We start from the raw sequence: 26,308 nt of genomic DNA, 5'->3' as shown, positions 1-26,308 counted from the left end.
GCGATGAACAACGGGATGCTCGCCGAGCTGCAAGCCGCCAAGACCATCGAGTACCTGCTCGCGGTCGGCTTCCTCGTCCTCTTCGTTCCCTTCTGGCGCTTCGCGGAGCCGCGCGGTCCCGCCCTCGAGGCGCAGCCGGCGCGGCGGGCGGCGCGCGTGCCGACCGGTTGGTTTCACGTCCCCGACGGCGTCGCGCTGCATCCGGGCCACGCCTGGGCGCGGTCCGCGACGGACGGCGAGGTCGTCGTCGGCGTCGACGACTTCGCCCGAGCGGTGATCGGCCCGATCGGCGACGTCGACCTTCCGGCGGCCGGCACGCCCATTCGCCAGGGCGAGCCGGCGATCACGCTGCGCGGAGCCGCGGGCTCGCTTCCCGTCGTCTCTCCCGTCGACGGGCTCGTCGTCGCGCGCAACCCGGCGGCGCGGCTTCACGCCGTCGAGAGCGATCCGTACGGCGACGGATGGCTTCTCCGCGTGCACGCGCCGCGTCTCGCCGCCAACGGGCGCCAGCTCCTTACGGGCTCGACCGCGCGCGCGTTCATGGAAGACGTCGCCGAGCGCCTGCGCGGGGTCGTGGCGCCGACGCTCGGACCGGCGCTGGCCGACGGCGGACTTCCCGTCTCGGGGTTCGCCGCCGAGCTTCCGCCCGAGGCGTGGGAGCGGATCAAGAGCGAGTTCTTCTTCGCCGATGGAGGAGGTGTGTCATGGAAAGCGTGATGGTGTTTTTCGCCGGTCTCGGCATCCGTCTCCTCCTCTTCGTCCTTCTCTTCGCGGCGTTCGCGGTCCCCGTCGCCGCGATCGTCTTCGCGGCGCAGGGCGTAGTCTCGGTGCGCGCGCGCGTCAGAGGCACGGTCGACGCCGGCGGCGTCTTCTACAAGCCGGGGGTCGCCTACACCGCGGCGCACGCGTGGGTCAAGCGGCAGTGGGGCAGGCAAGTGAAGGTCGGCCTCGATGACGTCGCCAGGCGTGTCCTGGCGGGCGTCTCGAGCATCGCGCTGCCTCCGATCGGCCTGCGTCTCCGCGAAGGGGATCTCATCGCGGCCGTCCGCTGCGGCGACCGCCTGGTCGCGATCCCGTCGCCGGTCGCCGGCGTCATCGTCGAGCGCAACCGAGCGCTGACCGACCACCCGTCGCTGTTCGAGCGCGAACCCTACCATCGTGGATGGATGCTCCGCGTCGAGAGCGACGCGCCTCCCGCCAAGGGTCTCCACGAGGGGCCCGAGGCGAAGGCGTGGCTGAACGGCGAGAGCCTCCGTCTCTCGCGACTCCTTGAAGCGCGGCTCGGCCTGACGGCCGCCGACGGCGGCGCGCTCACGGGCACTCCCGCGACGCTCCTTTCTCCCGAGGCTTGGCGGGAGGTCGCTGAGCAGTTCCTCCGGGCGGCCTGACCCTTCTCCCGCGCCGCGCTCTTCCCCGGGGACGGTCACGGAGGAACCGTCCCCGCAAATGGGGACAGGCTCATTCCCTCTCGCCTCTTTTGGTCCAGAATCTTCCGGCGAGCAGATCGCTCGGGAAACAGAATGACCGTCCACCCGCCGGGAGAAAACCACATGGCCACGAAGGTCGTCGACGGAAACGAAGCGGCCGCCAGCGTCGCCTATCGCGCCAGCTCGGTCATCGCCATCTACCCGATCACGCCGTCGTCGCCGATGGGCGAGCTGTCCGACGAGTGGGCGTCGAGGGGACGCCCGAACCTCTGGGGCGCGGTGCCGGACGTCATCGAGATGCAATCCGAGGGCGGGGCGGCGGGGGCGATCCACGGCGCGATCCAGGCGGGCGCCCTGGGGACGACGTTCACGGCGTCCCAAGGCCTCCTCCTCATGATTCCGAACATGTACAAGATCGCCGGCGAGCTGACGCCGTTCGTCATGCACGTGGCGGCGCGCACGGTGGCGACACACGCGCTCTCGATCTTCGGCGACCACAGCGACGTCATGGCGTGCCGCGCCACTGGGTTCGCGATGCTGTGCTCGAACTCGCCGCAGGAGGCGCACGACCTCGCAGCGGTCGCCCATGCGGCGACGCTCGCCTCGCGGGTGCCGTTCGTCCACTTCTTCGACGGATTCCGCACGAGCCACGAGTTGCAGAAGGTCCGCCTCCTGGACGACGACGACCTGCGCGCGCTCCTTCCCGCCGAGCGGATGCGCGAGCACGTGGGCCGCGGGCTGACGCCGGATCGCCCGGTCCTCCGCGGCACCGCGCAGAACCCCGACGTCTTCTTCCAGGCCCGCGAGGCGGCGAACGGCTTCCACGCGGCGGTTCCCGGTCACGTCGCCGCGGCAATGGACGCGCTCCACACCCGGACGGGCCGGCGCTACCGCCTCTTCGATTACGCCGGGGCCGAGGACGCCGAGCAGGTCCTCGTCATGATGGGCTCGGGCGCCGAGACCGCCGAGGCGACGATCGAGCACCTGAACGCCAAGGGCGCGAAGCTCGGACTCGTCAGGGTGCGCCTCTTTCGGCCGTTTTCGGCGGGTGACTTTGCCGCCGCGATCCCCAAGACCGCCAAGGCGATCGCGGTCCTCGACCGCACGAAGGAGCCGGGGGCGGTCGGCGAGCCGCTCTGGCTCGACGTCGTCGCGGCGCTCCGCGAGGAGGGCCGCGATCTTCCGGTCATCGGCGGGCGCTACGGGCTCTCCTCGAAGGAGTTCACGCCCTCGATGGTCGCGGCGGTCTTCGACGAGCTGCGGAAGGCACAGCCGAAGCGCCGCTTCACCGTCGGGATCGTCGACGACGTCACGCACACCTCCCTTCACGACGACCCCGAGTTCACGATCGAGCCCGATGACGTCGTGCGCGCGGTGTTCTTCGGCCTCGGCGCGGACGGGACGGTGGGCGCCAACAAGAACTCGATCAAGATCATCGGCGAGGAGACCGAGCAGGAGGCGCAGGCGTACTTCGTCTACGACTCGAAGAAGTCGGGGGCGATCACAATCTCGCACCTCCGGTTCGGGCCGCGGCCGATCCGCGCCCCGTATCTCATCCGGAGCGCGGGATTCGTCGCCTGCCATCAGTGGAACTTCGTGGAGCGGTACGAGATGCTCGACCTCGCCGCTCCGGGGGCGACCTTCCTCTTGAACGCGCCGTACCCGCCCGACGACGTGTGGGAGCACCTCCCGCGCGAGGTCCAGCAGACGATCGTCGCGAAGCGCCTTCGCTTCTTCGTCATCGACGCGGCCGCGACCGCCCGCGAGGCCGGACTCGGTGGCCGCATCAACACGATCATGCAGGCGGCGTTCTTCGCCCTCTCCGGCGTCCTCCCGCGCGAGGCGGCGATCGCCAAGATCAAGCAGGCGATCCACAAGAGCTACGAGAAGAAGGGATCGGAGATCGTCAAGCGCAACGTCGAGGCGGTCGACGCCGCCCTCTCGCGCCTCCACGAGGTCTCCGTGCCGAAGGCGGCGAGCGCGACGTCGAGCCGTCCTCCCGTCGTGCCGGTTCAGGCGCCCGACTTCGTGCAACGCGTGACCGCGATGATCCTGGCAGGAAAGGGGGACCTACTTCCGGTGAGCGCCTTCCCGGTCGACGGCACCTGGCCGACCGGGACGGCCAAGTGGGAGAAGCGCAACCTCGCGGCCGAGATCCCGATCTGGGATCCCGAGTTCTGCATCCAGTGCAACAAGTGCGTGCTCGTCTGCCCGCACGCCGCGATCCGCGCCAAGATCTACGACCCCGGCGCGCTCGACGGCGCACCGGCGGCGTTCCGCACGCAGGAGTTCAAGTCGCGCGAGCACCCGCGGCTCAAGTACACGATCCAGGTCGCGCCGGAGGACTGCACCGGCTGCAACGTCTGCGTCCAGGTGTGCCCGGGGCGCGACCGGTCGAATCCGAAGCACAAGGCGATCAACATGGAGCCGCACGCCGCGCACCGCGCGCCGGAGGCGGCGAGCTTCGACTTCTTCCTCGGCCTCCCCGAAATGGACCGTGCGTGGATGACGCCGGACGTCAAGAGCACGCAGCTCGCCGAGCCGCTCTTCGAGTTCTCGGGGGCGTGCTCCGGATGCGGCGAGACGCCGTATCTCAAGCTGCTGAGCCAGATGTTCGGCGACCGCCTCCTCGTCGCGAACGCGACCGGGTGCTCGTCGATCTACGGCGGCAACCTGCCGACGACACCGTGGACGGTCAACCGCGAGGGGCGCGGGCCGGCGTGGTCGAACTCGCTCTTCGAGGACAATGCCGAGTTCGGCCTGGGGCTGCGGGCCGGCGTCGACGCGCATCGACGGCTCGCGCTCGAGCTGCTCTCCCGTCTCGCCGGGAGGATCGGCGACGAGGTCGTCCGCGAGCTGACGTCCGAAGGCGCGATCGACGACCTCTTCGTGAGGAGGAAGCGCGCGGCGGTCGTGGAGCTCCGGGCGCGCCTGCTCAGGCTCGACGATCCTGAGGCGGCCGCCCTCGACGCGATCGCCGACTACCTCGTGCCCAAGAGCGTGTGGATCGTCGGCGGCGACGGGTGGGCGTACGACATCGGATTCGGCGGGCTCGATCACGTGCTCGCCTCGGGGCGCAAGGTCAACGTCCTCGTCCTCGACACCGAGGTCTACTCGAACACGGGCGGCCAGCAGTCGAAGGCGACGCCCCTCGCCGCCTCCGCCAAGTTCGCCGCCGCCGGCAAGGAGATGCCGAAGAAGGACCTCGGCCTGATCGCGATGACCTACGGGCACATCTACGTCGCTCGGGTCGCGATGGGGGCGAAGGACGCGCACACGGTCCGGGCGTTCGCGGAGGCCGAAGCCCATCCCGGGCCGTCGCTCGTCATCGCGTACAGCCCGTGCATCGCGCACGGGTACGATCTCGCGCTCTCCGGCCAGCAATCGAAGCTCGCGGTCGACAGCGGGCAATGGCCGCTCTACCGCTTCGACCCCGAGCGCGGCGCGCGCGGTGAGGCGCCCCTCCAGCTCGATGCCGCGGCACCGACCGTCTCGCCGATCACCTACATGCGCAACGAGGCGCGCTTCCGGATGGTCGAGATGATCGACCCCGCGCGGTTCAAGGCGCTCTTGAACAGTGCCGCCGCGCACGCGGCACACCGCGTCGCGATCTACGAGCAGCTCGCCGGGATCAAGGTCGCCCAGGACGTCCGCTCGCCGGCGCCGCCGCCCGAATCCGAGACGGCGGGAAAGGAAGCCCCATGAGCCTTCAGACGAGCTACCTCGGCTTCCGCCTCCCGCATCCGCTCATTCCGGGCGCCTCCCCGCTCGCCGACGAGATCGACGGCGTGCGCCGCCTCGAGGACGCCGGCGCGTCGATGATCGTCCTGCGCTCCCTCTTCGAGGAGCAGCTTGTCCACGAGCAAATGGCGGCGCAGCACGGCATCGATGCGCACGAGAACGCCTTCGCCGAAGCGCTCTCCTATCTCCCGTCGCCCGAGGCGTTCCGGTTCGGGCCGGGGAGCTACCTCGAGCACCTCGCGCGGGTGAAGCGCGCCGTCGGCGTCCCCGTCGTCGCCTCGCTCAACGGCACGACGCCGGGCGGCTGGGTCGAGTACGCTCACGCCCTCGAGAACGCCGGAGCGGATGCGCTCGAGCTCAATCTCTTCCTCGTGCCGACCGATGCCGCGGAGTCCGCCGCGGCGATCGAGGACCGCCTCGTCGCGCTCGTCCATGCCGTCCGCGGGTGCATCGCGATCCCGCTCGCGGTCAAGCTGTCGCCGTTCTTCACGTCGGTCGCCCACTTCGCGCGCCGGCTCGAGGCCGAGCACGTCGACGGTCTCGTCCTCTTCAACCGCTTCTACGAGCCGGACATCGACGTCCGGGAGCAGACCGTGCTCCGCATGCTCTCGCTCTCGCGGTCCTCCGAGCTGCTGCCGCGCCTCCACGGCCTCGCGATCGTCGCCGCCGCGACGCGGCTTCCGCTCGCGGTCACCGGCGGCGTCCACACCGGCGTCGACGCGCTGAAGGCTGTCATGTGCGGGGCCTCCGGCGTGCAGATGGTGTCGTCGCTCCTCATGAAAGGGGTAGGGCGTCTCACCGAGGTCCGCCGCGAGCTCGAGCGCGCGCTCGCCGACAACGAGTACGACTCGCTCGACCAGGTTCGCGGCAGCATGAGCCTGACACGCTGCCCCGATCCGAAGGCGTACGAGCGGGTCAATTACATGCAGATCCTTCAGAGCTGGAGGGGTTGAGGCGCGTCCTCGGGCGGGGAGTTGACCGTTGACAGTTGACGGTCTCTGAACTGTTGACTGTCAACTGTTGACCAGCTTCTCCATCGCTCGCGTCATCGCACGCGCTCCCGCCGCGCGTCCCTCGCCGTTCATGAGGAAGAGGACCTCGGTTCCGCGCCCGTTCGTGACGTGGAAGATGAAGAAGCCGCGGTCCGAGCCGCCGGCGTTCGCCTGCTGGCCCTGCTGCCACTTCGCCCAGGGTCCGGTGAGAAGTTTGCCCGAGGCGATCGCGGCATCGTAGCGGTCCATGTCGTCGAGCGTCGAGAACATCCCGCCGCTTCCCATTACCAGCCAGGAGACCGGCCCCCAGTTCGGCGGGATGTTGGGAACGCCGACCGACGACGCGCCGTAGCCGACCGCGAACTGCGAGGCGTCGAGCTTCAGCGACTCTCCGTAGAAGCCGGTGCGCGCCATCCCGAGCGGCTTCAGGATCTCGCCGCGCACGAAGCCTTGATAGCTGGTCTTGGTGATGCTCTCGATCACCGCCGCGAGGAGGACGAACGCCGAGTGCGAGTGAGCCTCGCCCGCGCCGGGAGCGAAGAGGAGAGGCTGGGAGAGGATCCGTCGCACCGCCGTCTCGCGATCGATCCAGGCGAGATCGGCGTCCCAGTCCTTTCCCTCGATGTGGTGGAAGTTCGGCAGGCCCGACTTGCCGCTCATGAGCTGCCGGATCGTCATCGCCTTCTTGTCGTCGGGGACGCCGGGGATGAACTTCGCGACCGGATCGTCGAGGCCGAGCTGTCCACGCTGACCGAGCAGGAGGATCCCCGTCATCGTGAAGTCGATCGGCGTCGAGCCGATGCAGTAGATCGTGTCGCCGGCGGTGTGCCGCCCGCCCGCTCGGTCGGCGAGGCCGTAACTCGAGCGCAAGACTTCCTTCCCGTCGCGCCGGGCGAGGACGACGCCGCTGAATCCGGTGTCCGCGAACTTCGCGAGGTCGGAGGACAGCGACTCCCATGTCGTCTTCTCGAAGATCGCGGCCTCGGGCGAGGGCGGCTTCGCTTCGCCGGGGACGAGGTCGAGAAGCGCGACGCGGCCCGCATCGTCGAGCTTCAAGGCGAAGGTCGCCTCCTTCGCGCCCTGGATCATGAGCCGAAGGCCGTCCTCCGCGCGCTCGACGCGGAGCCCGCCGATCTGTCCGCCGACCGCCGCGCGAAGCGACTTGAGGTGCGCCATGAGCGCGTCGGGGCCGAAGCTCGCACGGTAGGCCGGACTCAAATGCTCGTCGGCAAAAGACTTGAGCGAGGCGTCGTCCGTTCCCTCGAGCATGCCCTCCACGGACTGGATCGCGGCGCGGACCTGGGGCGGAGGGCCCTGCTGCGCGAGGACGGACCCGAAAGCGAGAAGAGCGACGGCGAACCTTAGCATGCACCCTCCCTCGAGCCCTCCTGGACCCAGGGAGGGTGATACGCGCGTCCCGGAATTAAGTCGAAACCGGCGACAGGTCGCGATTGTGGTGCCGGCAGATCGCGGCGAGCGTCACCGCCATCTCGGCGGGCTTCGTCGTGGCCTCAAGCACGATGTCGTTGATCGAGACGATGCCGACCAGGCGGCCCATGTCGTCGACGACCGGCAGGCGGCGGATCTGGTGCTGGCGCATCGCGCGCTCGGCCGCCTGCGCGGTCTCCTCGGCATTGCACGAGACGCACCGTTGCGACATCGCGCTGGCCACCGGAATCGCGGCGAGGAGTTGTCCCTGCGTGTACGCGGCCATGCAGACGTCGCGATCGGTGATCATCGAGACGACACGGCCGTCGTCATCGACGACGGGTACCGCGCCGCAGTCGTGCTCCCACATCACGCCGGCCGCCTTCTCGAGAGTGTCGTGCGAGTGCACGGTGTAAACGCCCTGGGTCATGAACTCCGCGATCTTCATGACGAACCCTCCTCGAGCATTGTCGGGCCTCGTGCGCCGTCGTGCACCTGCGGACTCCGGATCGGCCGACTGAATCCGTCACTTTTCCCGGTGATTCACCCTGAGCGCCGCAGGCGCGCGGCACCGCGCGATCGCGAAGACGGATCGACTACTTCTTCAGCTGATCGGCCCACCCCAGCACGACATCGATGTGGTTGAGCGGGCCTTCCGGACGCGTCTGGCGGATCCGAAGGAAGCGCTTGCCGTCGGCCGAGATGCCGTACGCGGTGTTCGCGTTCAGGCTCGGCCGGTACCGATCGTCGTGCAGCACCCGTGGCGTGCCCACGGCACCGCTCATGTCGACCACCATGACGCTCGCGCCGTTCGAGTAGAAGAGCTCGCGCCCATCGCGCGACCACAGCGGTTGGACTCCGCCGCCGACCGAGACCTGCCGCGAGGGCCCCGGGCCAGGAAACGGCGTGACGTAAAGCTCCTGCTGACCCGATCGTCCCGACTCGAACGATAGCCAACGTCCGTCGGGAGAGATCTGGCCGTCGATATCCCCCGGGTCGAGGATCGGATGCGCGGTCTTGCTTCCATCGAGGCTCATCACCCAGCATCGGCCCTTCACGCTCGCGCCGCCCTCCGTATAGAAGAGCCATTTGCCGTCGGCACTCACCGAGGTCGGCGACTGCACCACCCCTTCCGCCTCGGAGAGGCGAACTTCGGCGGAGGTCCCGTCGGCGGCCTTCGCATAGATGTTGCGCTGGCCGTTCCGCGTGCCGCGGTAAAAGATCGTGCGGCCGTCGGCCGACCACACGGGAGCCTGGCTGCTGTGCGCGGCGCTCACCTCGAACGGCGTCATCGTGCCGCGGGCGAAGTCGTAGAGCCAGATCTCGGTCGTCCCTGAAGAGATCTGCACCGCCGCAAGCTTACCGTCGGGAGAGAGCGCGATCCCCTCGAAGTCGCGCGCGGGCGTGGCGACGGGCTCCTCGTGACCCGAGCGATCGACCCAGACGATCTGCCGGGAGAGGCGGTCGGGACCACCGGGCACGTGGACGAGCGTCCCGGCCGGCGAAACGTCGTACGCGGAGCCGCCTTCGTTCTCCATCCGCGGCGTCTCGTGGAGCGTGATCGGCGCGGATGCGGCCGGCGCTCTTTCTCCGGGATTCCACGGGACGGCGAGGAGGTTGTCGAGGCGGCCGTAGACGAGGTGCCCGGGAGCGACGTAGGAGCCGTCGTCGCCTCCCTTGATGAGCACGCTCCGCGCGCCGCTTCCGAGGTCCAGACGGACGACCGAGTGCTCGTCGGTCCCCGGTCCGGCCCACACGGTGTAGAGGAGAGACTTGCCGTCGGGCAGCATGTGGGGCCAGCGATGGCTGATCTCACCGGCCGAACGGTCCGGAGTGGTGACCACGGCCGTCTCGCCGCCGGAGGCGCTGACTTTGGAGAGGCCGACCATGTTGGTCGGCGCGAAGTAGATCGTGCCGTCCGGGGCCCAGCACCCGCCGCGCGCATCGGAGGCATCGGCGAGCGTCGCGACGCCTGTGCCGTCGATCGAGACCTTCTTGACCTTGCCCTGTGCGAAGAAGCCGATCCATCGGCCGTCCGGGGAGAAGAAGGGTGTGCGCGCCCCGTCCGTATCGGGAATCGGCGCCGTCTCGCCGGTGTCGAGCGCGCGGCGATAGAGCTGAGTGACGTTGTCGGAGTTCCGCGCAACGTAGACGATCGTCGCGCCGTCGGGCGAGATCGCCACGGGGCGGAAGTTCGTCAGCCTCAGCTCGTCGCCGTAGGGGAGGACGACGGAGAGGCGCGTCACGCCCGTGGATGCCGCGGGCTTCGGCCCGAGAAAACGTGTGACGCCCGCCGTCGCCAGCACCGCCGCGATCACGAGCGCTGCGATGAGGGGCCAGCGCTGCGCGCGCGCCGCGGGCGGGATCGCCGCCGCGACGGCGGCGCGCTCCTCGAGAACGAAGCGCACGACCGACATGTCGGAGAGGCGCTTCGCGCGGTCCTTGGCGAGGCAGCGCTCGCAGAGAGCGCGCAGCGACGCCGGCGTCCCCGGCGGGAGCCTCGACCAGTCGGGCTCGCCTCGCACGACGTGCGCGAGGATCTCCGTGACGTCCTCGCCTTCGAACGCGGGCTTGCCCGCGAGCATCTCGTAGAGGAGGCAGCCGAAGCCCCACACGTCGCTGCGGCGGTCGGCGGGACGACCTTTCGCCTGCTCGGGGCTCATGTACGCGGCGGTGCCGAGGATGAGGCCGGCCTGCGTCGAGGCGATCGTCATCGTCGGCGAGTGCGCCGAGCTGCTCGCACTGGCATCGCTCTCGATCGACTTGCCGAGACCGAAGTCGAGGAGCTTGACCTGGTGGTCGGCCGTGACCATGACGTTGCCGGGCTTGAGGTCGCGGTGGATGATCCCCTTCTCGTGGGCGGCGCCGAGCGCCTCGGCGATCTGGAGCGCGAGCGCCGCCGCTTCGTCGGGCGGGAGCGGCCCGTCGCCGATGACCTCGCCCAGCGTGCGGCCGTGGACCAGCTCGAGGACGAGGTACTTGGCTCCGCCGGCCTCCTCGAGTCCGTGGATCGCGGCGATGTACGGGTGGTTCAGGGAAGCGAGGAGCTGCGCCTCGCGCTCGAACCGCGCGCGCCGGTCCGGATCCTGCGCGACCTCGGCGGGAAGCGCCTTGATCGCGACTTCGCGCGAGAGGCGCGGATCGCGCGCACGGTAGACCTCGCCCATGCCCCCCTTGCCGAGGGGGGCGACGACGTCATACGGACCGACTTTTTCTCCCGGGACGAGGCCCACGGGTCGATCTTACTTCAGGGATGTCGCTCCGCCGCGCGCGATGACCGACTCGCCGCGCGCCACCTTGCGGATCGTCTGGGCCAGGGCCTCGAAGCTGCCTTCCTTGACGGCGTAACCGTCGGCGCCGGCGGCGAGCGCGCGGCCGATCGTCGCCTCGTCGTCCCGGAGGCTGAACACGAGGAAGCGGACGTGCGAGTCGCTCTGCTTGATCGCGCTCATGACCTCGAGCGGATCTTCGCCGGGCATCGAGATGTCGAGGACGACGACGTCGGGCTGGAGCTGCGACACCTTCTCCTCGAGGCCGGTTGCGCGCGCCGACATGCCGACGATCTCGAGGTCCGGGTGTTCCTCCATGAACAGCTCGAAGAGGCGCCGGAACTCGACCCGGTCGTCGACGAACAGCAGCCTCGTTCTCCTGGCGATCTCCATGGCGTCTCCCCTCAGTGTTTGGCGCCGCGGGCGAAGACCGCGAGCGTGGACAGCAGCTCCGGCGCCGCGTCGTCGTCGACGGCGTGCAGGAGCGCGACCGGCAGCGCCACGGTGAACGTCGTTCCGTGCCCGGTCCCCGGACTGTCGACGCGCACGGTGCCCCCGTGCAGCTCGACGAGCTGCTTGACGATCGCGAGCCCGAGACCCAGGCCGCCCTGCTCCCTCGTCGTCGACGCGTCGCACTGGCGGAACCGATCGAAGACGTACGGCAGGAACGCCGGCGCGATCCCGACGCCTGTGTCGCGGACGGCGATCTCGGATTGCGAGCCGGACTTCGAGAGCGCGATCTCGATGCGGCCGTCCTTGGGGGTGAACTTCACCGCGTTCGAAAGGAGGTTCGTCACGACCTGCTGGATCCGTCCGGCGTCGCCGCGGATCGTGTCGGCGCTCGGGTCGAGGAGGAGATCGATCCGGATCTGCTTCGCCTCGGCCGCGGGCCGCATCGTCGCGACCGCCGCCGCGATGACGTGCGAGAGATCGACCGTCGCGACTTCGAGCCGGATCTTCCCGGAGATGATCCGGCTCATGTCGAGGAGATCGGCGATGAGATCGGATTGCGCCTTGGCGTTCCGCGCGATGACCTGGATCCCTTCGTGTGCGAGCGAGGTGTCGTCCGGCCGCCGCTCGAGAACGCGGACCCACCCCAGGATCGCGTTCGTCGGAGTCCGAAGCTCGTGCGCGAGCGTCGACAGGAACTCGTCCTTGAAGGCGCTCGCACGCTCGGCCTCGGCCTTCCGGTCCGTGATGTCGCGGAAGAAGAGCGCGAGGCCTCCGTCGGAGGTCGGGTAGGCCTTCGCGAAGTGCCAGCGCTGGAACGGCTGATGGAAGCTCTCGAACTCGACCGGGACGCGATCCTTCATCGCGCGCTGGAGCTGCTCCGCTTGGGGGAACGCCTCCCGGACGTCGCTCCCGATCAATTCTTCACGGGACTTTCGCAGCACCGTGACCGCGACGTCGTTCACGAAGACGAACCGGAAGCGGCGGTCGAACATGACGAAGGGGTCGGTCAGGCTGCCGATGACCTCGGCCAGACGCCTTTCGAAGACACCGGCCGCGCGGCCGGGCCGTCTCCTCGCCCACCGACGGAATCTCTCGAACAATGGCCTCGTGCCTCCCTGGCAGGGTGTCAGCAAAGGCCGGGCCGGTCAATCGGGAGATTTCCTAGTCGATGGCAGGGTTCAACCGACGCCATGAGGGGTTTTCCCCGAGGGGTTAGACTCGCAGCAAGGAGGTGCTCATGTTCATCGTCTGGTGGATCGTCGTCGGCTTGATCGCCGGCTGGGCGACCGGGAAGATCATGAAGGGCAGCGGCTACGGCGCCGCGCTCGACATCGTCCTCGGCATCGTCGGCGCCGTGATCGGCGGGGCGATCATGAGGGCGCTCGGTTTCGCGACGACCGGTGGGATGGTGGGGACGATCCTGGTTGCGATCCTCGGCGCGATCGTCCTCGTCTGGGTCGTCAGGCTCCTGAAGCGCGCGTGACGACGGGCGGCGGCCTCGGGGCCGCCGCCCGCACGGCTAGCGCCGGCCCCTCCATACGCTACTTCTTGATCTGCTGAAGCGCGGCATCCGTCGCGGCGTCGAGCTCCTTCACCTTCTGCGTCGCCTGCTTGACGAAGTCGCCGCGCGCATTGGCGACGTTCTTCATCGCGTCCTGGAGCTCGCTCTTGAGTTTCTTGTTCTCGTTGGTGAGCGATTTCGCCTTGTTGTTGTCGCCGCCGGCCTTCGCCGCCGTGGCGTCGGTGTCGTTCTTGGCGATCTGTGCCTGGAGCTTGGCGACCTTTTCGTCCGCCGGCTTCATCTGCGAATCGACGTTCGCCATGAACGCTTGCATGTCGTCGTAGGCCTTCTTGTAGCTGTTGGCGAGCCCCTCGAACGACTTCGCGGAGGCGCCGAGCGTCTTGGCCTCGACCGCCGGTGCGGCGGCGGAAGCGTGCGACGGAGCAGCGGCGGACGCAGCAGCGGCCGAAGCAGGAGCTGCGGATGGAGCGGCGGCCGATGCAGGCGCGGCCGATGGTGCCGCAGCGGCCGGAGCAGCCTCCTTGGCAGGAGCCGCTTCCGCGGCGGGAGCCTCGGGCTTCGCGTCGTCCTTCGCAGGCACCGCGGCGGGCGCCTTGTCATCCTTGGGCGGCGGTTCCTCTTGTGCGAGCACACGGCCGGTCAGAAGAAGAACGCTGAGGATCACGCTGGAAATCAAGACCTTGCGCTTCGCTCTCATGATTACCCCTCATTGAAGAAGATGACGCAGGATACGACGGGCACATCGATGTCGCATCCTCCGGTCGCGCATCGCGGTTAGCATCGGTCCCCATGCGCTCGCGCACGCACGCTGCACTCGCTCTCGCCTTTGCGGTCACCGCCGCGCGTGCAGAGGAGCCCATGGAGCACATGCATCACCACGGCGAGCCGGAGCCGACATTCCAGGATGGATCGGGAACGTCGTGGCTTCCCGCATCGTCGCCGCATGAGGGGCTCATGACCGAGCGCGGTGCATGGGATCTCATGTTTCACTACAACGCGTTCGCGGGCGTCGTGACGAACGACGCCGATGACGGCACGACGAAAGGGTTCACGACGAACTGGCTCATGGGGATGGCCCGCTGGAAGACGAAGGGGACGCTCCTGCTCCGTGGGATGTTGAGCCTCGAGGCGCCGTTCCTCGGACGGGACGGTTATCCGCTCCTCATGCAGACGGGGGAGGGCCTCGTCGATCGCCAGCACCCGCACGACCTCTTCATGGAGCTGGCCGCCAGGTACGACCTGCCTCTCTGCGCGAGCACGACCTTCGAGGCTTACGTGGCGCCGGTCGGCGAGCCGGCGCTCGGGCCGCCGGCGTTCGCCCATCGTCCCTCGGCGGCGACGAATCCGCTCGCCCCGCTCGGCCATCACTGGGAGGACTCGACGCACATCTCCTTCGGCGTCATCACCGCCGGTGCGTACTGGAAGCACGTCAAGGTCGAGGGATCGGCGTTCAATGGGCGCGAGCCCGACGCCGACCGCTACGACATCGATCTCGATCCGCTCGACTCGTATTCGGCGCGTGTGTCGTTCAATCCCGGGAAGAGCTGGAGCGCGCAGGTCTCATCGGGAAAGCTCCACGATCCCGAGCAGGACGAGCCGGGCGTCGACGTCTGGAGGACGACTGCGTCGGTGAGCTACGAAGCTTCCGGCTGGGCATCGACGCTCGTGTGGGGCCGGAACGATCCGTCCGACGGGGCGCCGAGCGACGCCTGGCTCCTCGAGTCGTCGTGGGCCTTCGGGCCGCACGCCGTCTTCGGACGCGCGGAGTACGTCGAGAAGGACGCTCGCGAGTTCGAGCTCGGCGGCGCCGGCGAGCGACTACCGGTCGGCGACCTGGCGGTCGGCTACTCGCATCGCATCCTGGAGAAGGCCGGCGTCATTATCGACGCCGGTGCCCGCGGTTCCGTCGGCTTCGTCGGCTCGAAGCTCGCCGATCGGTACGGGACGTCGCATCCGGTCTCGGGTGCGATCTTCCTGCGCGTGCATCCTGCCGCGATGCATCACGAATAAGAGGGGACAGCTTCCGAAACTCCGAGGGGCGAGTTTCGGAAGCTGTCCCCTCTGCTCTCAGTGATGAACCGGCGTCCAGCCCTTGTCAGGATCGAAGATCGTCATCGCCTTGAACGCGTCGAGCGTCTTCGCGCCGAGGTCTTTCTCGTAGACGACCCCGTCCTGGTTGACGATGAACGTCTTGACGCCGGTGCCGCGGTACTCGGCGGGCGCGGCGACCAGCGCGAAGCCGCCGATCATGACGTTGTTGACGACGAAGTCGAGCGCGCCGAACTTGGCGTGCGATCCCTGACCCTTCAGCACCTTGAAGAAGTAGCCGTGATACGGCTGCGCGCGATCGGTGTAACCCTCGGCGATCGCGTTCGCGATCGTCTCCGCGACCGGACCGTCCCACGTCCCGTCCGGCTTCTGCCAGGCGAGACCGTCTTGCTTGCCCGGTGTGCTCACCATGCGCTGCGCGTATTGGTTGATCGTGGCGCCGTCGTGCTTCGTGGACGCGTACTCGTCCTGCGCCTCGACGAAGCCTTCGCAGATCTCGATCGCGTCGAGCTCGTTCTGGCCGATGCGGCGGTAGAGGATCTCCTGCCTGCCGGCCTTCGTGTCGAAGTACCAGTGCCCAGCGGGACCCTGGACGATCGGGATCGGGAGCGGCCAGTCGTCGTCGCCGACGGAGAGGATCGCGCGCTTCGCGTCTTTCGGGTCGCGCTCGATGCGGTGCTTGGTCGCCGCCTGGTCGGCGAACGCCTTCGCGCGATTCTTGTCCTGGACGTCGTCGCCGGTGACGACGAGATCGAGGCCGCTCGGGCCGAAGATCTGCTTGAGCGCCTCGATGTCGTCGGCGGTCGCCGCCTGGATGAGCGCGCGTGCCGCTTCGTCGGGGCTCGAGTACGTCTTCTGCCCGGCCGGCGCCGCGGGATGACTCGGCGGCTTCGCCGGCTCGGCTGCCGTTGCACCCAGCGCGAGCCCGAGGAACGCCGTCGCCAGGATCGCCTTCATCGCCGTCATCTCCGCCTCCCACCGCCACCGCCACCGCCGCGTGAGCCACCGAAGCTCGACGAGCCGCGCGACGAGCTCGAGCGCGCGCCGCTTCCCGAGAAGCCGCTGCCGCCGCCGAACCCGCCACCGCCGCGCGAGCCACTGCCGCCGAAGCTGCTGCTGCCTCCGCCGCCGCCGACGCTGCGATTGCCGACGCGGTCGCCGCCTCCGCCTCCGCCCCCTCGATTCGACGTCCCTGCGCTCGGCCGCGATCCGGCCCCGCCTGCTCCGCCACCACCACCGACGGCGCCGGTGCTCGGCCGGGCGCCCGTAGCGCCACCGCCTGCGCGGTTACCTCCGCCCGCTCCCGCACGATTGTTGCTGCCGGCGCTCGAGCCGCCGAACTTGTTCGCCGTCTTGTTGTCGCCGTAAGGCGCCGCGCCGCGGTGGCTCGGGTTGTGTTGCCAGTTGCCGCCGCCCGCGCCTCCGGGCTTGCCTGCGCCACCGACGCCTCCGGGCTTGCCTGCGCCACCGACACCGCCGGCACCGCCCACTCCGCCCGGCTTGCCCGCGCCACCGACGCCTCCGACGCCGCCGGCTCCACCGACTCCGCCTACGCCACCGGCGCCGCCGACACCTCCGACTCCGCCCGGTCTGCCGCCGCCGGTATTGATGTTGTTCCTGTTGAAATTGTTGTTCACGTTGATGTTGACGTTGTTACCGCCCCAGCCGCAGCCGCAGCAAGAGCCGCCCCACATCGCGGCACCCCACATCACGCCGATCGAGAACGACACGAACGCGGCGCCCGGCGGATACGGCGGGTAGTAGATCGGCGGGTACGGATAGACCGGCGGGCCGTAGACGACCGTCGGCGAGTACGACGGGACGTAGATCACCTCGGGATTGGACGGTTGAACGACGATGACCGTCTTGCCTTCTTCCGTCTTGGTCTCGACCTTCTGCTGCTCGTTCGACTCGAGCGAGCCCTTGTCCTTCGCCTTCTTCCGCATCCGCTGGCACGCATCCATCACGTCGCTCTGCTGCGCGAGGAAGGCGTTCCCAAGGTCGGTCGTCCACTGAACGTCGTCGGAGAGGCGCTTCACGACTTCCGGGAACGCCGCCATCGATTGGATCGAGGCGTCCCACGGCTGCTTCGCGACCGCGTCGGAGAGCGCCTTGTCCTTGAGCTTCTTGTTCTCTTCCTTCTGCATCCACTGGTGGAGCTGGATGATCTCGAGCGGGTACGTCGAAGCGACGAGCGTGTTCGCCAGGAGCGGATCCGGGTAGAGCGCGATCGGTGCGACGAGCGCGTCGAGCTGCTCGGGAGGAATCGGCTTCGACTCGGGCTCGGCAGGCTTGGCGGCCGCGTCCGCCGGCTTCGCGTTGGGATCGGCCGGTTTCGCCGGAGCGGGCGCGGGAGCCGGAGCGGCGGCCGGCGGAGACGCGGGAGGTGGCGTCTTGTTCTCCTGCGCCAGGAGGAGCGTCTCGCCGCCTGTCAGCGACGCGATGCAGAGGACGGTCACGATGCGACGGAGGAAGATCATCCAGTTTCCTTTCTCGCCACGCGAGCGAGGCATCGCGAGCATAGGACAGATCGAATTGCCGGAGCAAGGCGACAGCGGAGTCGGGCTGTGCGATCCTCAGCCTCGATGGTCTTTTTCGGCGCAATCGCAGCGATCGCGGCATGGGCGGCGGTCGCCCCCGCGGCTTCGCCACCGATCACGATCGAGGAGGCCGCGGCCTGCCTCGGCCTCTCCGCGCAGCAGATAGCCGACGTCCGCGCCGGGAAGATCGTCAGCACCGACTTCCAGGAGCTGTCCGAGAGGGAGCTGGCGATCACCGTGGCGATGCTCGTCAAGCGGCCGATCGCCGACATCGCCGGGGCGGTGCGCGGCAGCGGGATGATGGAGGCGGATCCCAACATCATGACGTTCCAGGCGCTCGGCGACGGCGACGTCAAGGACGCCGACTTCGCCGGGGTCGCCTTCTCGAAGGACGAGGCGTCGGAGCTCCACGGCCTTCTCACGGCGAAGCGCGGCACGGAGTTCAACCTGAGCGCCGCCGAGATCGCGCGTTTCGAGTCCGTTCGCGCGCGCTTCACCGGAACGTGCGACGCCGCATGCGCCGAGGCGGTCACCGACGCTTACCGCGCTGCGCTCGCGGAGCGCTTGCGCGCCTATCGAAGCGGCGGCACGAACGCGATCGCCCCTTATGCGAGGTCGGGGGAGAAGGTGGTCCGCGCCGGCGACGATCTGCGCGCGGCGGCGGTCGGTTGCGCGCTCGTTCACGACCGCTTCCCCGATGTCGTCCGCGCGTTCGTCGATTACCCCGAACACGCGATCCCCGGCATCACGAGCCGCTTCTTCTGGGCCAAGCAGCACGTGCAGGACCGGCCGGCCTTCCTGCTCGTGCACCGACTCCTCTACGAGCAAAAGGACGCGTTCCTCGGCATGGAGCGGCAGTTCTACGTCGGCCACTCGTACAACTGCCTGCTCATCATGTCGGGGTGCCTCGGCCTCGGCGGTGAGACGCTCGTCTTCTACATCAACCGCACGTCGACCGATCAGGTCGCCGGATTCCCGCAGGGCACGCGGCACTCGCTGGGGCGCCGCCACATGCGCGCGGAGATCATCGCGAGCCTGGAGAAGATCCGCGCGAAGTACGAGCGGCCGTCGCCGTAGGCGCGCCGTCCTGGACGACTTCCTTCGGGAGGTCGCGCAGGTTGTAGCGGCTCGCCATGACGTAGCCGTACGCGCCGGCGTCGCGGATCGCGAGGAGGTCGCCCTCCTCGCAGCGCGCGATCGCGCGACCCGACGCGAAGACGTCCGAGCTCTCGCAGACGTTGCCCACGATCTCGACCCACTCCATCGGACGGCCTTCGCCCGAGAGGTTGTCGATGCGGTGGTAGGCGCCGTAGAGCGCCGGCCGGAGGAGGTGGTTCATCCCGGTGTCGAGGCCGACGAACGTCAGACCGTCGGATTCCTTGCGGCAGGTGACCCGCGCGAGGAGCCAGCCGGCCGCGCCGACGATGAACCGGCCGGGCTCGATCCAGATCTCGGGGGAGCGTTCCGTGAGCAGAGGCCGGATTCCCTCGACGACCGCGGCGAGATCGAGCGCGCGCTCGCCGTCGCGGTAGGGGATGCCGAACCCACCGCCGAGATCGAGGATGCGGATCCCGGGATGCGCCGCCGCGAGATCGAAGAGCAGGCGCGCATTCGCGAGGAGCGGCGCGGGGTCGTCGATGCCCGAGCCGATGTGGGCGTGGAGGCCCACGACCCTCACGCCTTCCTTCTCCGCGAGCGCGAGCGCCTCGGGCAGATCGCGAAGGGCGATGCCGAACTTCGAGTGCGCGCCGCCGGTGACGACGTGGCGGTGATGTCCGGCGCCGAGCGCGGGGTTGATGCGGAGGAGGACCTCGGCCCCCTTTCGCTCTCGGCCGACGCGCGCGATCTCCGACAGCGCGGAGAGCGTGACGCGCCCGCCGCGGTCGAGGACGGAGACGATCTCATCGGTGCGCGCGTTCGCGGCGGAGAAGAGGAGATTCGCCGGATCGCAGCCGCAGGCGATCGCGCGCTCGACCTCGCCGGGCGACGTCGCCTCGATGCCGAGGCCGCAGGCGACGATGCGCGCGAGGATCTCGGCGTTCGCGTTCGCCTTCATCGCGTAGAAGGCGCGCCCGCCGAGCGTCGCGACGGCGCCCCGGACCGCTTCGGCGCGACGCCCGATCTCGGCGAGGTCGTAGACGTAGCACGGGGTGCCGTGGCTCTCGGCGACCTCGCGGAGCCAGGCCGGTGCGGGCTCGGAGGCGGGCGGCCCTTGCACGCTCTCGCCGAAGATCTCGGCGGGGACGGTGCCCTGGAAGAACGTTTCATGGAGGGCGGCGACGACGCTCGCGACGTCGGACTCGGCGACGACGAGGCTGATGTTGATCGCGGAGGCGCCCTTCGTGATCATCGCGACCGGGAAGTCGCGCACCGCGCGGAACACTTCCGCGGCGACCGACGCGCGGCCGCGCATCCCTTCGCCGACGAGGCAGACGACCGCCATGCCGCGCTCGATCTCGACGCGCGCGAAGCTGCGGAGCGCCTCCGCGACCTCGAAGACGGCGCTCGCATCGTCGACGGTGACGGAGACCGACACCTCGGAGGTCGCGACGAGGTCGACGGCCGTCCGGAAGCGGTCGAACACCTCGAACACGCGCGCGAGGAAGCCGTGCGCCATGAGCATGCGCGTGCTGGTCACGTGGACGACCGTGATCCCGCGCTTCTCCGCGATCGCCTTCACGACGAAGCGCGCGTCCTTGGGGCGGATCGCCTCGCGCACGATCGTCGTGCCCTCTCCCTCCGGGCGCCGCGCGTTCAGGACGTGTACCGGGATGTCCGCCTCGACCGCGGGGAGGAGCGTGCTCGGGTGGAGGACCTTCGCGCCGAAGTACGCCAGCTCGCTGGCCTCGTCGAACGAGAGCACGCGGACGCGGCGGGCCTCGCGGACGATCTTCGGGTTCGCGGTGAGGACGCCGTCGACGTCGGTCCAGATCTCGATCCGCGACGCGCCGAGCGTCCGGCCCAGGAGCGACGCCGAGTAGTCGGAGCCGCCGCGCCCGAGGAGCGAGGGCCGCCCCGCCGGATCGCGGCCGATGAACCCCTGCGTGAGCACGACACGGCCCTGGGCGAGATGCGGTACGACGACCGCGGCGGCGCGCTCGCGAATCGCCTCCGGATCGGGCGGGTCGCGCTCGATGTCGCGCCCGATCGTCCGCACGACGTCGGCGGCGTCGATCTCGACGCAGTTCATCCCCGCCGCGCGGAGCCACGCGGCGACGATGCGGCTCGACATCCGCTCGCCGGTGCCGACGACGCGGGCCCGCACCTGCGGGCTCGCATCCTCGAGAAGGGCGATGCCCTTGCGGTGCGATTCGAGCGACGCGAGGTCGGCGTCGAGAGCGTGCGCCAACTCGGTCGCGGCAAGGCGGTCGCCGCACTGCGCGAGGAGCGCGCGATGCCTTTCGGCGATGCCGCGAAGGCGGTCCTCGCCCGCCGCGGCGTCGCCGACGAGACGGATCAGCTCGTCCGACACGCCGGAGAGCGCGGAGACGACGACGAGCGGCGATTCCTGAAGGCGGCCCTTCACGATCGCGACGAGCCGGCGAAGAGCCTCGGCGTCGCCGACGGAGGTGCCACCGAATTTGCAGACGATCATCCGCGCATTGTGTCGCCCGCCTCGGCATCGTTCAAGGCCATCAGGTAGAAGTTCGTCGAGGGCAGCGGCCCCAGGCGATGCTTCGCCGACAAGTAATCGAGGAACGGACGGTCCTTCTCGGGCCCATCCGAGAGGTTTCCGCCGCGCAGATCGAAGTCGTACGTCACGCCGATCGTCGGCAGGTGCACGATCGCCCCGGCGGCGGAAACGCGGAGAACCCAGTCCCAATCCCAGTACGGCCCGGCCGCTTCGTCGAACGGGCCGAGGCGCTCGTGGAGCCGGCGCCGGTAGAGAACGGACGAGGGGACGATGAAGTTCGTCTTGCGGAGGAGCGCCGCGTCGAACGGATGCGAGAACGGGAGCATCGTCACCCGGCCGCCCTCGTGCGTCGCGCGGATCGTCACGCCGGAGTAAGCGAGGTCCGCGTGCGCGATCGCGGGGGCCAGCGACGCGAGATGATCCGGCGCGTACGTGTCGTCGTCGTCGCAGAAGGCGATGAGGTCGCCGTGGGCGAGATCGAGGGCGACGTTGCGGCACGCGAAATGACCGCGGTTCTGCTTCGCCTCGTGGAGAACGACGCGGAGCTTCCCGTCCATCGCGGCGACGACATCGCGCATGCTCGGCCCGCCGTCGTTGACGACGACCGCTTCGACGTCACCGTAGGTTTGACCCGCGATCGCCGCGAGACACCGCGCGAGCTTCTCGGGGCGCTTGTACGTGGGAACGAGAACGCTGATCACGAGTGGGACAGTAACCGAAGAGGGGACAGCTTCCGAAACTCCGCGCTACGATTGGGTAAGAAAAACGCGGTGACTCTCCCGATTTTGACTTTCGGGCGGCCGGGAGCCACGTTTAGGGCGGACATTTCCTCGAGGAGATCGACACATGCGTGCTCGTATCGTGACCGGCATCTTCTTCATGTCGCTCGCCGTGGCCGCCCGGGCGGCGTCGGTTCCGGCGTGGCTCGACGAAAGCATCACGAAGTGGAACTCCGTAAACCCGGCCGACCAGATCCGCTTCGTCAACATCAAGGACTCCTTCGCCTGGTACGACATGGCGAAGGGCGGCTCGGTCGATCAGAAGGAGATCCGCGATCGCGTCAACACCATCGTCCTCAAGAACGGCTACCAGCCGCTCGACGACGAGGAGCTGGTGACGACGGGGAAGCCGCCGGTCTCGAGCGGGCGCGCGATGCAGAAGAAGTGCTGGAGCCGCTCGTTCGTCCTCAACATCCAGGCGCAGAACAACACGATCGCCGTCGGCGACGAGCACTCCGGCCAGCGCCAGCGCATGCTGACGAGCCTGGTCTGCGAGGACACGAACGCCTGGTGGGCGGCCTTCCGCGTCGCGAACTGATCGAAGTCGTCCGGCGGGCGGCTCGCCTCAGGGCTGCCCGCTGGCCGCCGCTCCTCCCATCGGGAAGCCGCGCTTCTTGAAGAGCGCGGACACCTCGGGGTCGCGCCCGCGGAACTGCCGGTACGCTTCGGCGCGATCGGTCGTGTTCCCCGGGGCCAGGATGAACTTCTTCATCTTCTCCGCCGTGGCCTTGTCGAAGACGTTCCCCGCCTCCTGGAACGCCTCGCGCGTGTCGGCGTCCATGACCTCGGACCACAGGTAGCTGTAGTAGCCGGCCGAGTAGGCGTCGCTCGTGAAGAGGTGGTTGAACTGCGGCAGCCGGTGCCGCATCGCCACCTCCTTCGGGTTCCCGATCTTCGCGAGCGTGTCGCGCTCGAAGGCCGCGGGATCGACGACGCCGTCGGGCAGCGTGTGCAGCTCCATGTCGACGATCGCCGCGGAGAGGTACTCGACGGTCGTGTAGCCGGTGTTGAACTTCTTCGACGCTTCGACCTTGTCGACGAGCGCCTGCGGCATCGGCTGCTTCGTCTTGTAGTGCAGCGCGAAGCGGTCGAGGATCGGCCGCGTAAGCACCCACATCTCGTGGACCTGCGAGGGGTACTCGACGAAATCGCGCGGCGTCCCCGAGAGGCCGGGGTAGTTGACCTCGGAGAGCAGGCCGTGGATCGCGTGGCCGAACTCGTGGAAGAGTGTCTGCGCGTCGTCGAGCGAGATGAGGATCGGCTCGCCTTCCGCCCCCTTCACGAAGTTGTTGTTGTTCGAGGTGATCGCCGGCAGCGTCTTGCCGGTGAACGTCTCGTGCCCCTGGTACGGGGAGGCCCACGCGCCCGAGCGCTTGCCCGCGCGCGCGAAGTAATCGCCGTAGAAGAGGCCGACGTGCTTCCCGCTCGTGCGGTCCTTCACCTCCCAAACGCGGACGCCCGTTGAGAACACCGGCACCTGCGGCGTGACCTCCTCGAACTCGAGGCCGTACAGCTCGCCCGCCATGTAAAACGCGCCGTGGATCATGCTGTCGAGCTCGAAGTAGGGCTTGAGGTCGTCCTGGTTCAGGTCGTACTTCGCCTTCCTGACCTTCTCGGCGTAGTAGAGGTAGTCCCACGGCTCGATCGTGATCTTGGCGCTGTCCTTGCCGGCGATCGCCTGCATGTCGGCGACCTCTTCCTTGACGCGCGCGACCGCCGCCGGCCACACCTTCATCATGAGCTCCTGCGCGGTCTTGGGATCCTTCGCCATCGTGTCGGCCATGCGCAGGTGCGCGTGCGACGCGAAGCCGAGGAGCTTCGCGCGGTCCGCGCGCAGCTTGACGATCTTCGCGATGGTCGCTTTCGTGTCGTTGGCGTCGCCGTTGTCGCCGCGGTTCTTGAACGCCTTCCACACCTTCTCTCTGAGATCGCGCCGCGACGAGTAGGTCAAGAACGGGTCGACCGACGAGCGCGTGTTGACGACCGCGAACTGCCCGGCGAGCTTGCGCTCGTCCGCCGCCGCCTTGTAGGCCGACTTCAGCGAGTCGGGAATCCCGGCAAGGTCGTTCGATTGCAGGACGATCCAGGTGTTCTCGTCGGCGAGGACCTTGTTGGCGAAATCGGTGTAGGCGACCGCCAGCTCCTGGTTGATCTCGCCGAGCTTCTTCTTCTGCTCGGCGGGGAGCTTGGCGCCGGCGCGCACGTACTGGTCGTACGTCCGCGTGAGCAGGCGATCCTGCTCCGGCGTGAGGCCGGCCTTGGCGCGGCCTTCGTACACCGTCGCGATGCGCTGGAAGAGCTTCTCGTTGAAGACGATCGCGTCGCGCGCGGCGGCCTGCTTCGGCGACCACTCGCGATCGACCTTCTGCACGTCGGGAGCGTTGAGGTTGTTCGTGAGCACGCCGAAGAGAGTCTCGGCGCGGTCTTCGTGACGACCGGCGTTTTCGAGCGGCACGATCACGTTCGCGAAGGTCGGCGGCTCGGGGTTCTGCGCGACGACGTCGATCTCGGCGAGCAGGAGATCGAGGCCGGTCTGGAACGCCCCCGGGAAGAGGTCCGCTTTGGCCTTGTCCCACGGCGGCACGCCGCCGAACGGACCGGTCCATTCGGCGAGCATCGGATCGGCATCGGCCTTGGCTTTCAATGAGGACACCTTGGCGGCCAGCGCGGGGTCGGGCTTGGGCGCGGCCGAGCATGCGGAGAGAAGGACGAGAAGAGCGGCGGTGACGGCATGTCGTTTGGTCATAGGGCCCTCATTCTGGCATGCGTACGCAGGGCCACCGTTCAAGTTGCGAAATCGTCAGCGCGAAAAGTGCGCCCGGCGTGGCGGGTCTCCGTACCTTTTTGCGATTAAAGGGATGGAGCCACCATGAGAGTCCAGGTTGCCAGTCTCGTTCTGCTGCTCATCGCCTCGTCGGCTCATGCCGACGTGACGCTGTCCGCCAAGAGGGTCGATCCGTCGACCGTCGAGCTGGACTGGAGCCCGGGGTCTCCGTACTACCAGGTCTACCGTTCGGCGTCGCCGGGAGCGGTCGCCGTCAACGCGAACATGATCGCGTTCACCGGCCTCGCCACGTACACCGACGCCTCGGCCTCGGGCGGCCTCCTCTTTTATCTCGTCACCGACGGGCACTGCGCGGGCGACGCCGATTGCCCCGCGACCGGCAATCCGTGCACGCAGGCGGTCTGCAGCTTCGGCAATTGCGGGGTGAACAACGTGCCGATCGGCACCGCCGTGCCGGCACAGACGGCGGGCGACTGCGAGACGAACGTCTGCGACGGTAACGGCGGTATCACGCAGCAGCCCGACAACACCGACGTCCCGGTCGACGGCAACGCCTGCACGGCCGACCTGTGCACGGGCGGCGTCCCGAGCAATCCGCCCCAGGCGGACGGCACGGCGTGCAGCGACGGCGACGGCGTTTCCTGCCAGTCCGGCGTGTGCACGCCCACCCTCTCGGTCGTCCGCGTCGGTGACGGCGCCACCGCGCTTTCAACCTCGGCCGCGGCGGTCTTCATCGACCGGTTCACGATCAACGGCGCCTCGCTCGCCACCATCGCTCTGCCGACCACGTTCATGGCCTCGAACCAGCCTTGCACGCTCACCGGCACCGCGACGACCGAAGGCGAGCTGTCGCGATGCACGAGCGGTCAGTGCCTGGTGATGGCGTGCTACGGCGCGATGCCGGGAGCGACGAACGTTTCGGGGAGCAGCTCCTCGACGACCAACCGGGTGGCCGTCATGATCGACGGCGCCGGCAACATCGACACCTCGACCAACACCGCGAACGGGTTCAACGCCTCGAACGTCCGTGGCGCCGCCAGCGTCAACGGCGCTTCGATCTACCTTTCCGGCACCTCGACGGGCACCACCGGCGGTGTGTGGTACATCCCTCGCGGCACCCACAACAGCGTCCAGATCCTGGCGACGCCGAACAGCTCGCGGTGGCTCGGAATCTGGGGCGGACAGCTCTACGGCGACGCTGCGTCCGGGGCCTTCGACAGCGTCTTCACCATCGGGACGGGCCTCCCCACGACGAGCGGCCAGACCGCCGCTCAGTTGGTCGGCCTTCCGGGGTCGAACGGATCGCCGAATGGATTCGCGTTCTTCGATCTGAACCCCAACGTCGCCGGGCTCGACACCCTCTACATCGCCGACGACCGCGGCCCCGCGATCGGTGGAGGGCTGCAGAAGTGGACGACCATCGACGGCCTGACCTGGACGACCGCCGCGATCTTCACGAACGGCATCACGACCGGCGTCCGCGGGCTCGCCGCGACGCGCATGTCCGATGGCACCGTCTGGCTCTTCGCCACGACGAACGACGGCAAGCTCGTCCGCTTCATCGACGACGGGGTCAACACGAACCCTGCGGCCACACTGCTCTCGACCGCGGCGACGAACACCGCCTACCGCGGCGTGGCGCTCTCGCCGCATTGATGCTGCCGTTAGGCAGCGGTTTGGGTTTTCCGG

At 68.8% G+C, this 26,308-nt stretch carries 20 protein-coding genes; 9 read left to right on the top strand and 11 right to left on the bottom strand.

Annotated features, from left to right (window positions below; genetic code table 11):
* The first annotated feature begins 3 nt into the window (after positions 1-3).
* The 4 genes from VFV19_07310 (at position 4) to VFV19_07295 (ending at position 6,121) form a co-directional block, all read left to right on the top strand.
* Positions 4-717: a glycine cleavage system protein H gene (locus VFV19_07310; protein ID HEX4824105.1), complete on the top strand. Its 714-nt coding sequence runs from the start codon at positions 4-6 to the stop codon at positions 715-717.
* Entirely contained in the window at positions 705-1,388 is a 684-nt protein-coding gene (locus VFV19_07305; GenBank protein ID HEX4824104.1) for a glycine cleavage system protein H, read from the top strand. Before VFV19_07310 ends, VFV19_07305 begins: the two co-directional genes overlap by 13 nt.
* A gap of 162 nt (positions 1,389-1,550) precedes the next feature.
* Positions 1,551-5,132 carry a pyruvate:ferredoxin (flavodoxin) oxidoreductase gene (gene nifJ / locus VFV19_07300; protein ID HEX4824103.1) on the top strand — a complete coding sequence of 1,194 codons (3,582 nt, stop codon included), beginning with the start codon at positions 1,551-1,553 and terminating at the stop codon, positions 5,130-5,132.
* Positions 5,129-6,121, top strand: a complete 993-nt coding sequence (locus VFV19_07295) for a dihydroorotate dehydrogenase-like protein (protein HEX4824102.1) — start codon at positions 5,129-5,131, stop codon at positions 6,119-6,121. Before nifJ ends, VFV19_07295 begins: the two co-directional genes overlap by 4 nt.
* A 60-nt stretch (positions 6,122-6,181) precedes the next feature.
* Here the strand turns inward: VFV19_07295 and VFV19_07290 are convergent, their stop codons facing one another.
* The 5 genes from VFV19_07290 to VFV19_07270 form a co-directional block, all read right to left on the bottom strand.
* Positions 6,182-7,528: a serine hydrolase domain-containing protein gene (locus tag VFV19_07290; GenBank protein HEX4824101.1), complete on the bottom strand. Its 1,347-nt coding sequence runs from the start codon at positions 7,526-7,528 to the stop codon at positions 6,182-6,184.
* Positions 7,529-7,583: 55 nt separating this feature from the next.
* Complete coding sequence (locus VFV19_07285) at positions 7,584-8,036, bottom strand: CBS domain-containing protein (protein ID HEX4824100.1); 453 nt, start codon at positions 8,034-8,036, stop codon at positions 7,584-7,586.
* Positions 8,037-8,184: 148 nt separating this feature from the next.
* Complete coding sequence (locus VFV19_07280; protein ID HEX4824099.1) at positions 8,185-10,821, bottom strand: protein kinase; 2,637 nt, start codon at positions 10,819-10,821, stop codon at positions 8,185-8,187.
* A 9-nt stretch (positions 10,822-10,830) separates the two neighbouring features.
* Positions 10,831-11,250 (bottom strand): response regulator transcription factor, encoded by a 420-nt coding sequence (locus VFV19_07275; protein ID HEX4824098.1) that lies wholly within the window; start codon positions 11,248-11,250, stop codon positions 10,831-10,833.
* 11 nt (positions 11,251-11,261) lie between these two features.
* Positions 11,262-12,410, bottom strand: a complete 1,149-nt coding sequence (locus tag VFV19_07270) for an ATP-binding protein (GenBank protein ID HEX4824097.1) — start codon at positions 12,408-12,410, stop codon at positions 11,262-11,264.
* Positions 12,411-12,547: 137 nt separating this feature from the next.
* Here VFV19_07270 and VFV19_07265 point away from each other — a divergent pair, with 137 nt between their 5' ends.
* The gene (locus VFV19_07265; GenBank protein ID HEX4824096.1) at positions 12,548-12,793 is read left to right on the top strand and encodes a GlsB/YeaQ/YmgE family stress response membrane protein; all 246 of its coding nucleotides are present in this window, start codon (positions 12,548-12,550) and stop codon (positions 12,791-12,793) included.
* A 58-nt stretch (positions 12,794-12,851) separates the two neighbouring features.
* Here VFV19_07265 and VFV19_07260 read toward each other — a convergent pair whose 3' ends face one another.
* Positions 12,852-13,529: a hypothetical protein gene (locus VFV19_07260; GenBank protein HEX4824095.1), complete on the bottom strand. Its 678-nt coding sequence runs from the start codon at positions 13,527-13,529 to the stop codon at positions 12,852-12,854.
* A 92-nt stretch (positions 13,530-13,621) separates the two neighbouring features.
* On the opposite strand from VFV19_07260, the gene VFV19_07255 reads away from it, so the two are divergent.
* The gene (locus tag VFV19_07255; protein ID HEX4824094.1) at positions 13,622-14,842 is read left to right on the top strand and encodes a hypothetical protein; all 1,221 of its coding nucleotides are present in this window, start codon (positions 13,622-13,624) and stop codon (positions 14,840-14,842) included.
* A 57-nt stretch (positions 14,843-14,899) separates the two neighbouring features.
* On the opposite strand, the gene VFV19_07250 is transcribed toward VFV19_07255, so the two are convergent.
* Complete coding sequence (locus VFV19_07250; protein ID HEX4824093.1) at positions 14,900-15,847, bottom strand: DUF2950 domain-containing protein; 948 nt, start codon at positions 15,845-15,847, stop codon at positions 14,900-14,902.
* A complete protein-coding gene (locus tag VFV19_07245; GenBank protein ID HEX4824092.1) occupies positions 15,844-17,361 on the bottom strand; it encodes a DUF3300 domain-containing protein in 1,518 nt (505 codons plus the stop codon). Before VFV19_07245 ends, VFV19_07250 begins: the two co-directional genes overlap by 4 nt.
* A 105-nt stretch (positions 17,362-17,466) precedes the next feature.
* On the opposite strand from VFV19_07245, the gene VFV19_07240 reads away from it, so the two are divergent.
* Positions 17,467-18,498, top strand: coding sequence for a hypothetical protein (locus VFV19_07240; protein HEX4824091.1), 1,032 nt, complete (start codon positions 17,467-17,469; stop codon positions 18,496-18,498).
* On the opposite strand, the gene lysC is transcribed toward VFV19_07240, so the two are convergent.
* On the bottom strand, positions 18,446-21,016 hold the full coding sequence (gene lysC, locus VFV19_07235; protein ID HEX4824090.1) for a lysine-sensitive aspartokinase 3: 2,571 nt from the start codon (positions 21,014-21,016) through the stop codon (positions 18,446-18,448). The two genes, VFV19_07240 and lysC, sit on opposite strands and share 53 nt — an antisense overlap.
* Positions 21,013-21,756: a glycosyltransferase family 2 protein gene (locus tag VFV19_07230; GenBank protein ID HEX4824089.1), complete on the bottom strand. Its 744-nt coding sequence runs from the start codon at positions 21,754-21,756 to the stop codon at positions 21,013-21,015. Before VFV19_07230 ends, lysC begins: the two co-directional genes overlap by 4 nt.
* Positions 21,757-21,901: 145 nt before the next feature.
* Between VFV19_07230 and VFV19_07225 the strand changes: the two genes are divergently transcribed.
* Entirely contained in the window at positions 21,902-22,372 is a 471-nt protein-coding gene (locus VFV19_07225) for a hypothetical protein (GenBank protein ID HEX4824088.1), read from the top strand.
* Positions 22,373-22,399: 27 nt separating this feature from the next.
* Here the strand turns inward: VFV19_07225 and VFV19_07220 are convergent, their stop codons facing one another.
* Positions 22,400-24,580: a M3 family metallopeptidase gene (locus VFV19_07220; protein ID HEX4824087.1), complete on the bottom strand. Its 2,181-nt coding sequence runs from the start codon at positions 24,578-24,580 to the stop codon at positions 22,400-22,402.
* A gap of 123 nt (positions 24,581-24,703) precedes the next feature.
* Between VFV19_07220 and VFV19_07215 the strand changes: the two genes are divergently transcribed.
* A complete protein-coding gene (locus VFV19_07215; protein ID HEX4824086.1) occupies positions 24,704-26,275 on the top strand; it encodes a hypothetical protein in 1,572 nt (523 codons plus the stop codon).
* Positions 26,276-26,308 lie beyond the last annotated feature (33 nt).

The sequence above is a fragment of the Candidatus Polarisedimenticolaceae bacterium genome, from assembly GCA_036275915.1.
Taxonomy (GTDB): domain Bacteria; phylum Acidobacteriota; class Polarisedimenticolia; order Polarisedimenticolales; family DASRJG01; genus DASRJG01.
This window is presented reverse-complemented; position numbering and strand designations above follow the sequence as displayed.

Bases quoted from the DNA above. Each gene is read 5' to 3' on its own strand.
- VFV19_07310 (HEX4824105.1), top strand. From the start codon at position 4: ATGAACAACGGGATGCTCGCCGAGCTGCAAGCCGCCAAGACCATCGAG.
- VFV19_07305 (HEX4824104.1), top strand. From the start codon at position 705: ATGGAAAGCGTGATGGTGTTTTTCGCCGGTCTCGGCATCCGTCTCCTC.
- nifJ (HEX4824103.1), top strand. From the start codon at position 1,551: ATGGCCACGAAGGTCGTCGACGGAAACGAAGCGGCCGCCAGCGTCGCC.
- VFV19_07295 (HEX4824102.1), top strand. From the start codon at position 5,129: ATGAGCCTTCAGACGAGCTACCTCGGCTTCCGCCTCCCGCATCCGCTC.
- VFV19_07290 (HEX4824101.1), bottom strand. From the start codon at position 7,528: ATGCTAAGGTTCGCCGTCGCTCTTCTCGCTTTCGGGTCCGTCCTCGCG.
- VFV19_07285 (HEX4824100.1), bottom strand. From the start codon at position 8,036: ATGAAGATCGCGGAGTTCATGACCCAGGGCGTTTACACCGTGCACTCG.
- VFV19_07275 (HEX4824098.1), bottom strand. From the start codon at position 11,250: ATGGAGATCGCCAGGAGAACGAGGCTGCTGTTCGTCGACGACCGGGTC.
- VFV19_07265 (HEX4824096.1), top strand. From the start codon at position 12,548: ATGTTCATCGTCTGGTGGATCGTCGTCGGCTTGATCGCCGGCTGGGCG.
- VFV19_07260 (HEX4824095.1), bottom strand. From the start codon at position 13,529: ATGAGAGCGAAGCGCAAGGTCTTGATTTCCAGCGTGATCCTCAGCGTT.
- VFV19_07255 (HEX4824094.1), top strand. From the start codon at position 13,622: ATGCGCTCGCGCACGCACGCTGCACTCGCTCTCGCCTTTGCGGTCACC.
- VFV19_07250 (HEX4824093.1), bottom strand. From the start codon at position 15,847: ATGACGGCGATGAAGGCGATCCTGGCGACGGCGTTCCTCGGGCTCGCG.
- VFV19_07245 (HEX4824092.1), bottom strand. From the start codon at position 17,361: ATGATCTTCCTCCGTCGCATCGTGACCGTCCTCTGCATCGCGTCGCTG.
- VFV19_07240 (HEX4824091.1), top strand. From the start codon at position 17,467: ATGGTCTTTTTCGGCGCAATCGCAGCGATCGCGGCATGGGCGGCGGTC.
- lysC (HEX4824090.1), bottom strand. From the start codon at position 21,016: ATGATCGTCTGCAAATTCGGTGGCACCTCCGTCGGCGACGCCGAGGCT.
- VFV19_07225 (HEX4824088.1), top strand. From the start codon at position 21,902: ATGCGTGCTCGTATCGTGACCGGCATCTTCTTCATGTCGCTCGCCGTG.
- VFV19_07220 (HEX4824087.1), bottom strand. From the start codon at position 24,580: ATGACCAAACGACATGCCGTCACCGCCGCTCTTCTCGTCCTTCTCTCC.
- VFV19_07215 (HEX4824086.1), top strand. From the start codon at position 24,704: ATGAGAGTCCAGGTTGCCAGTCTCGTTCTGCTGCTCATCGCCTCGTCG.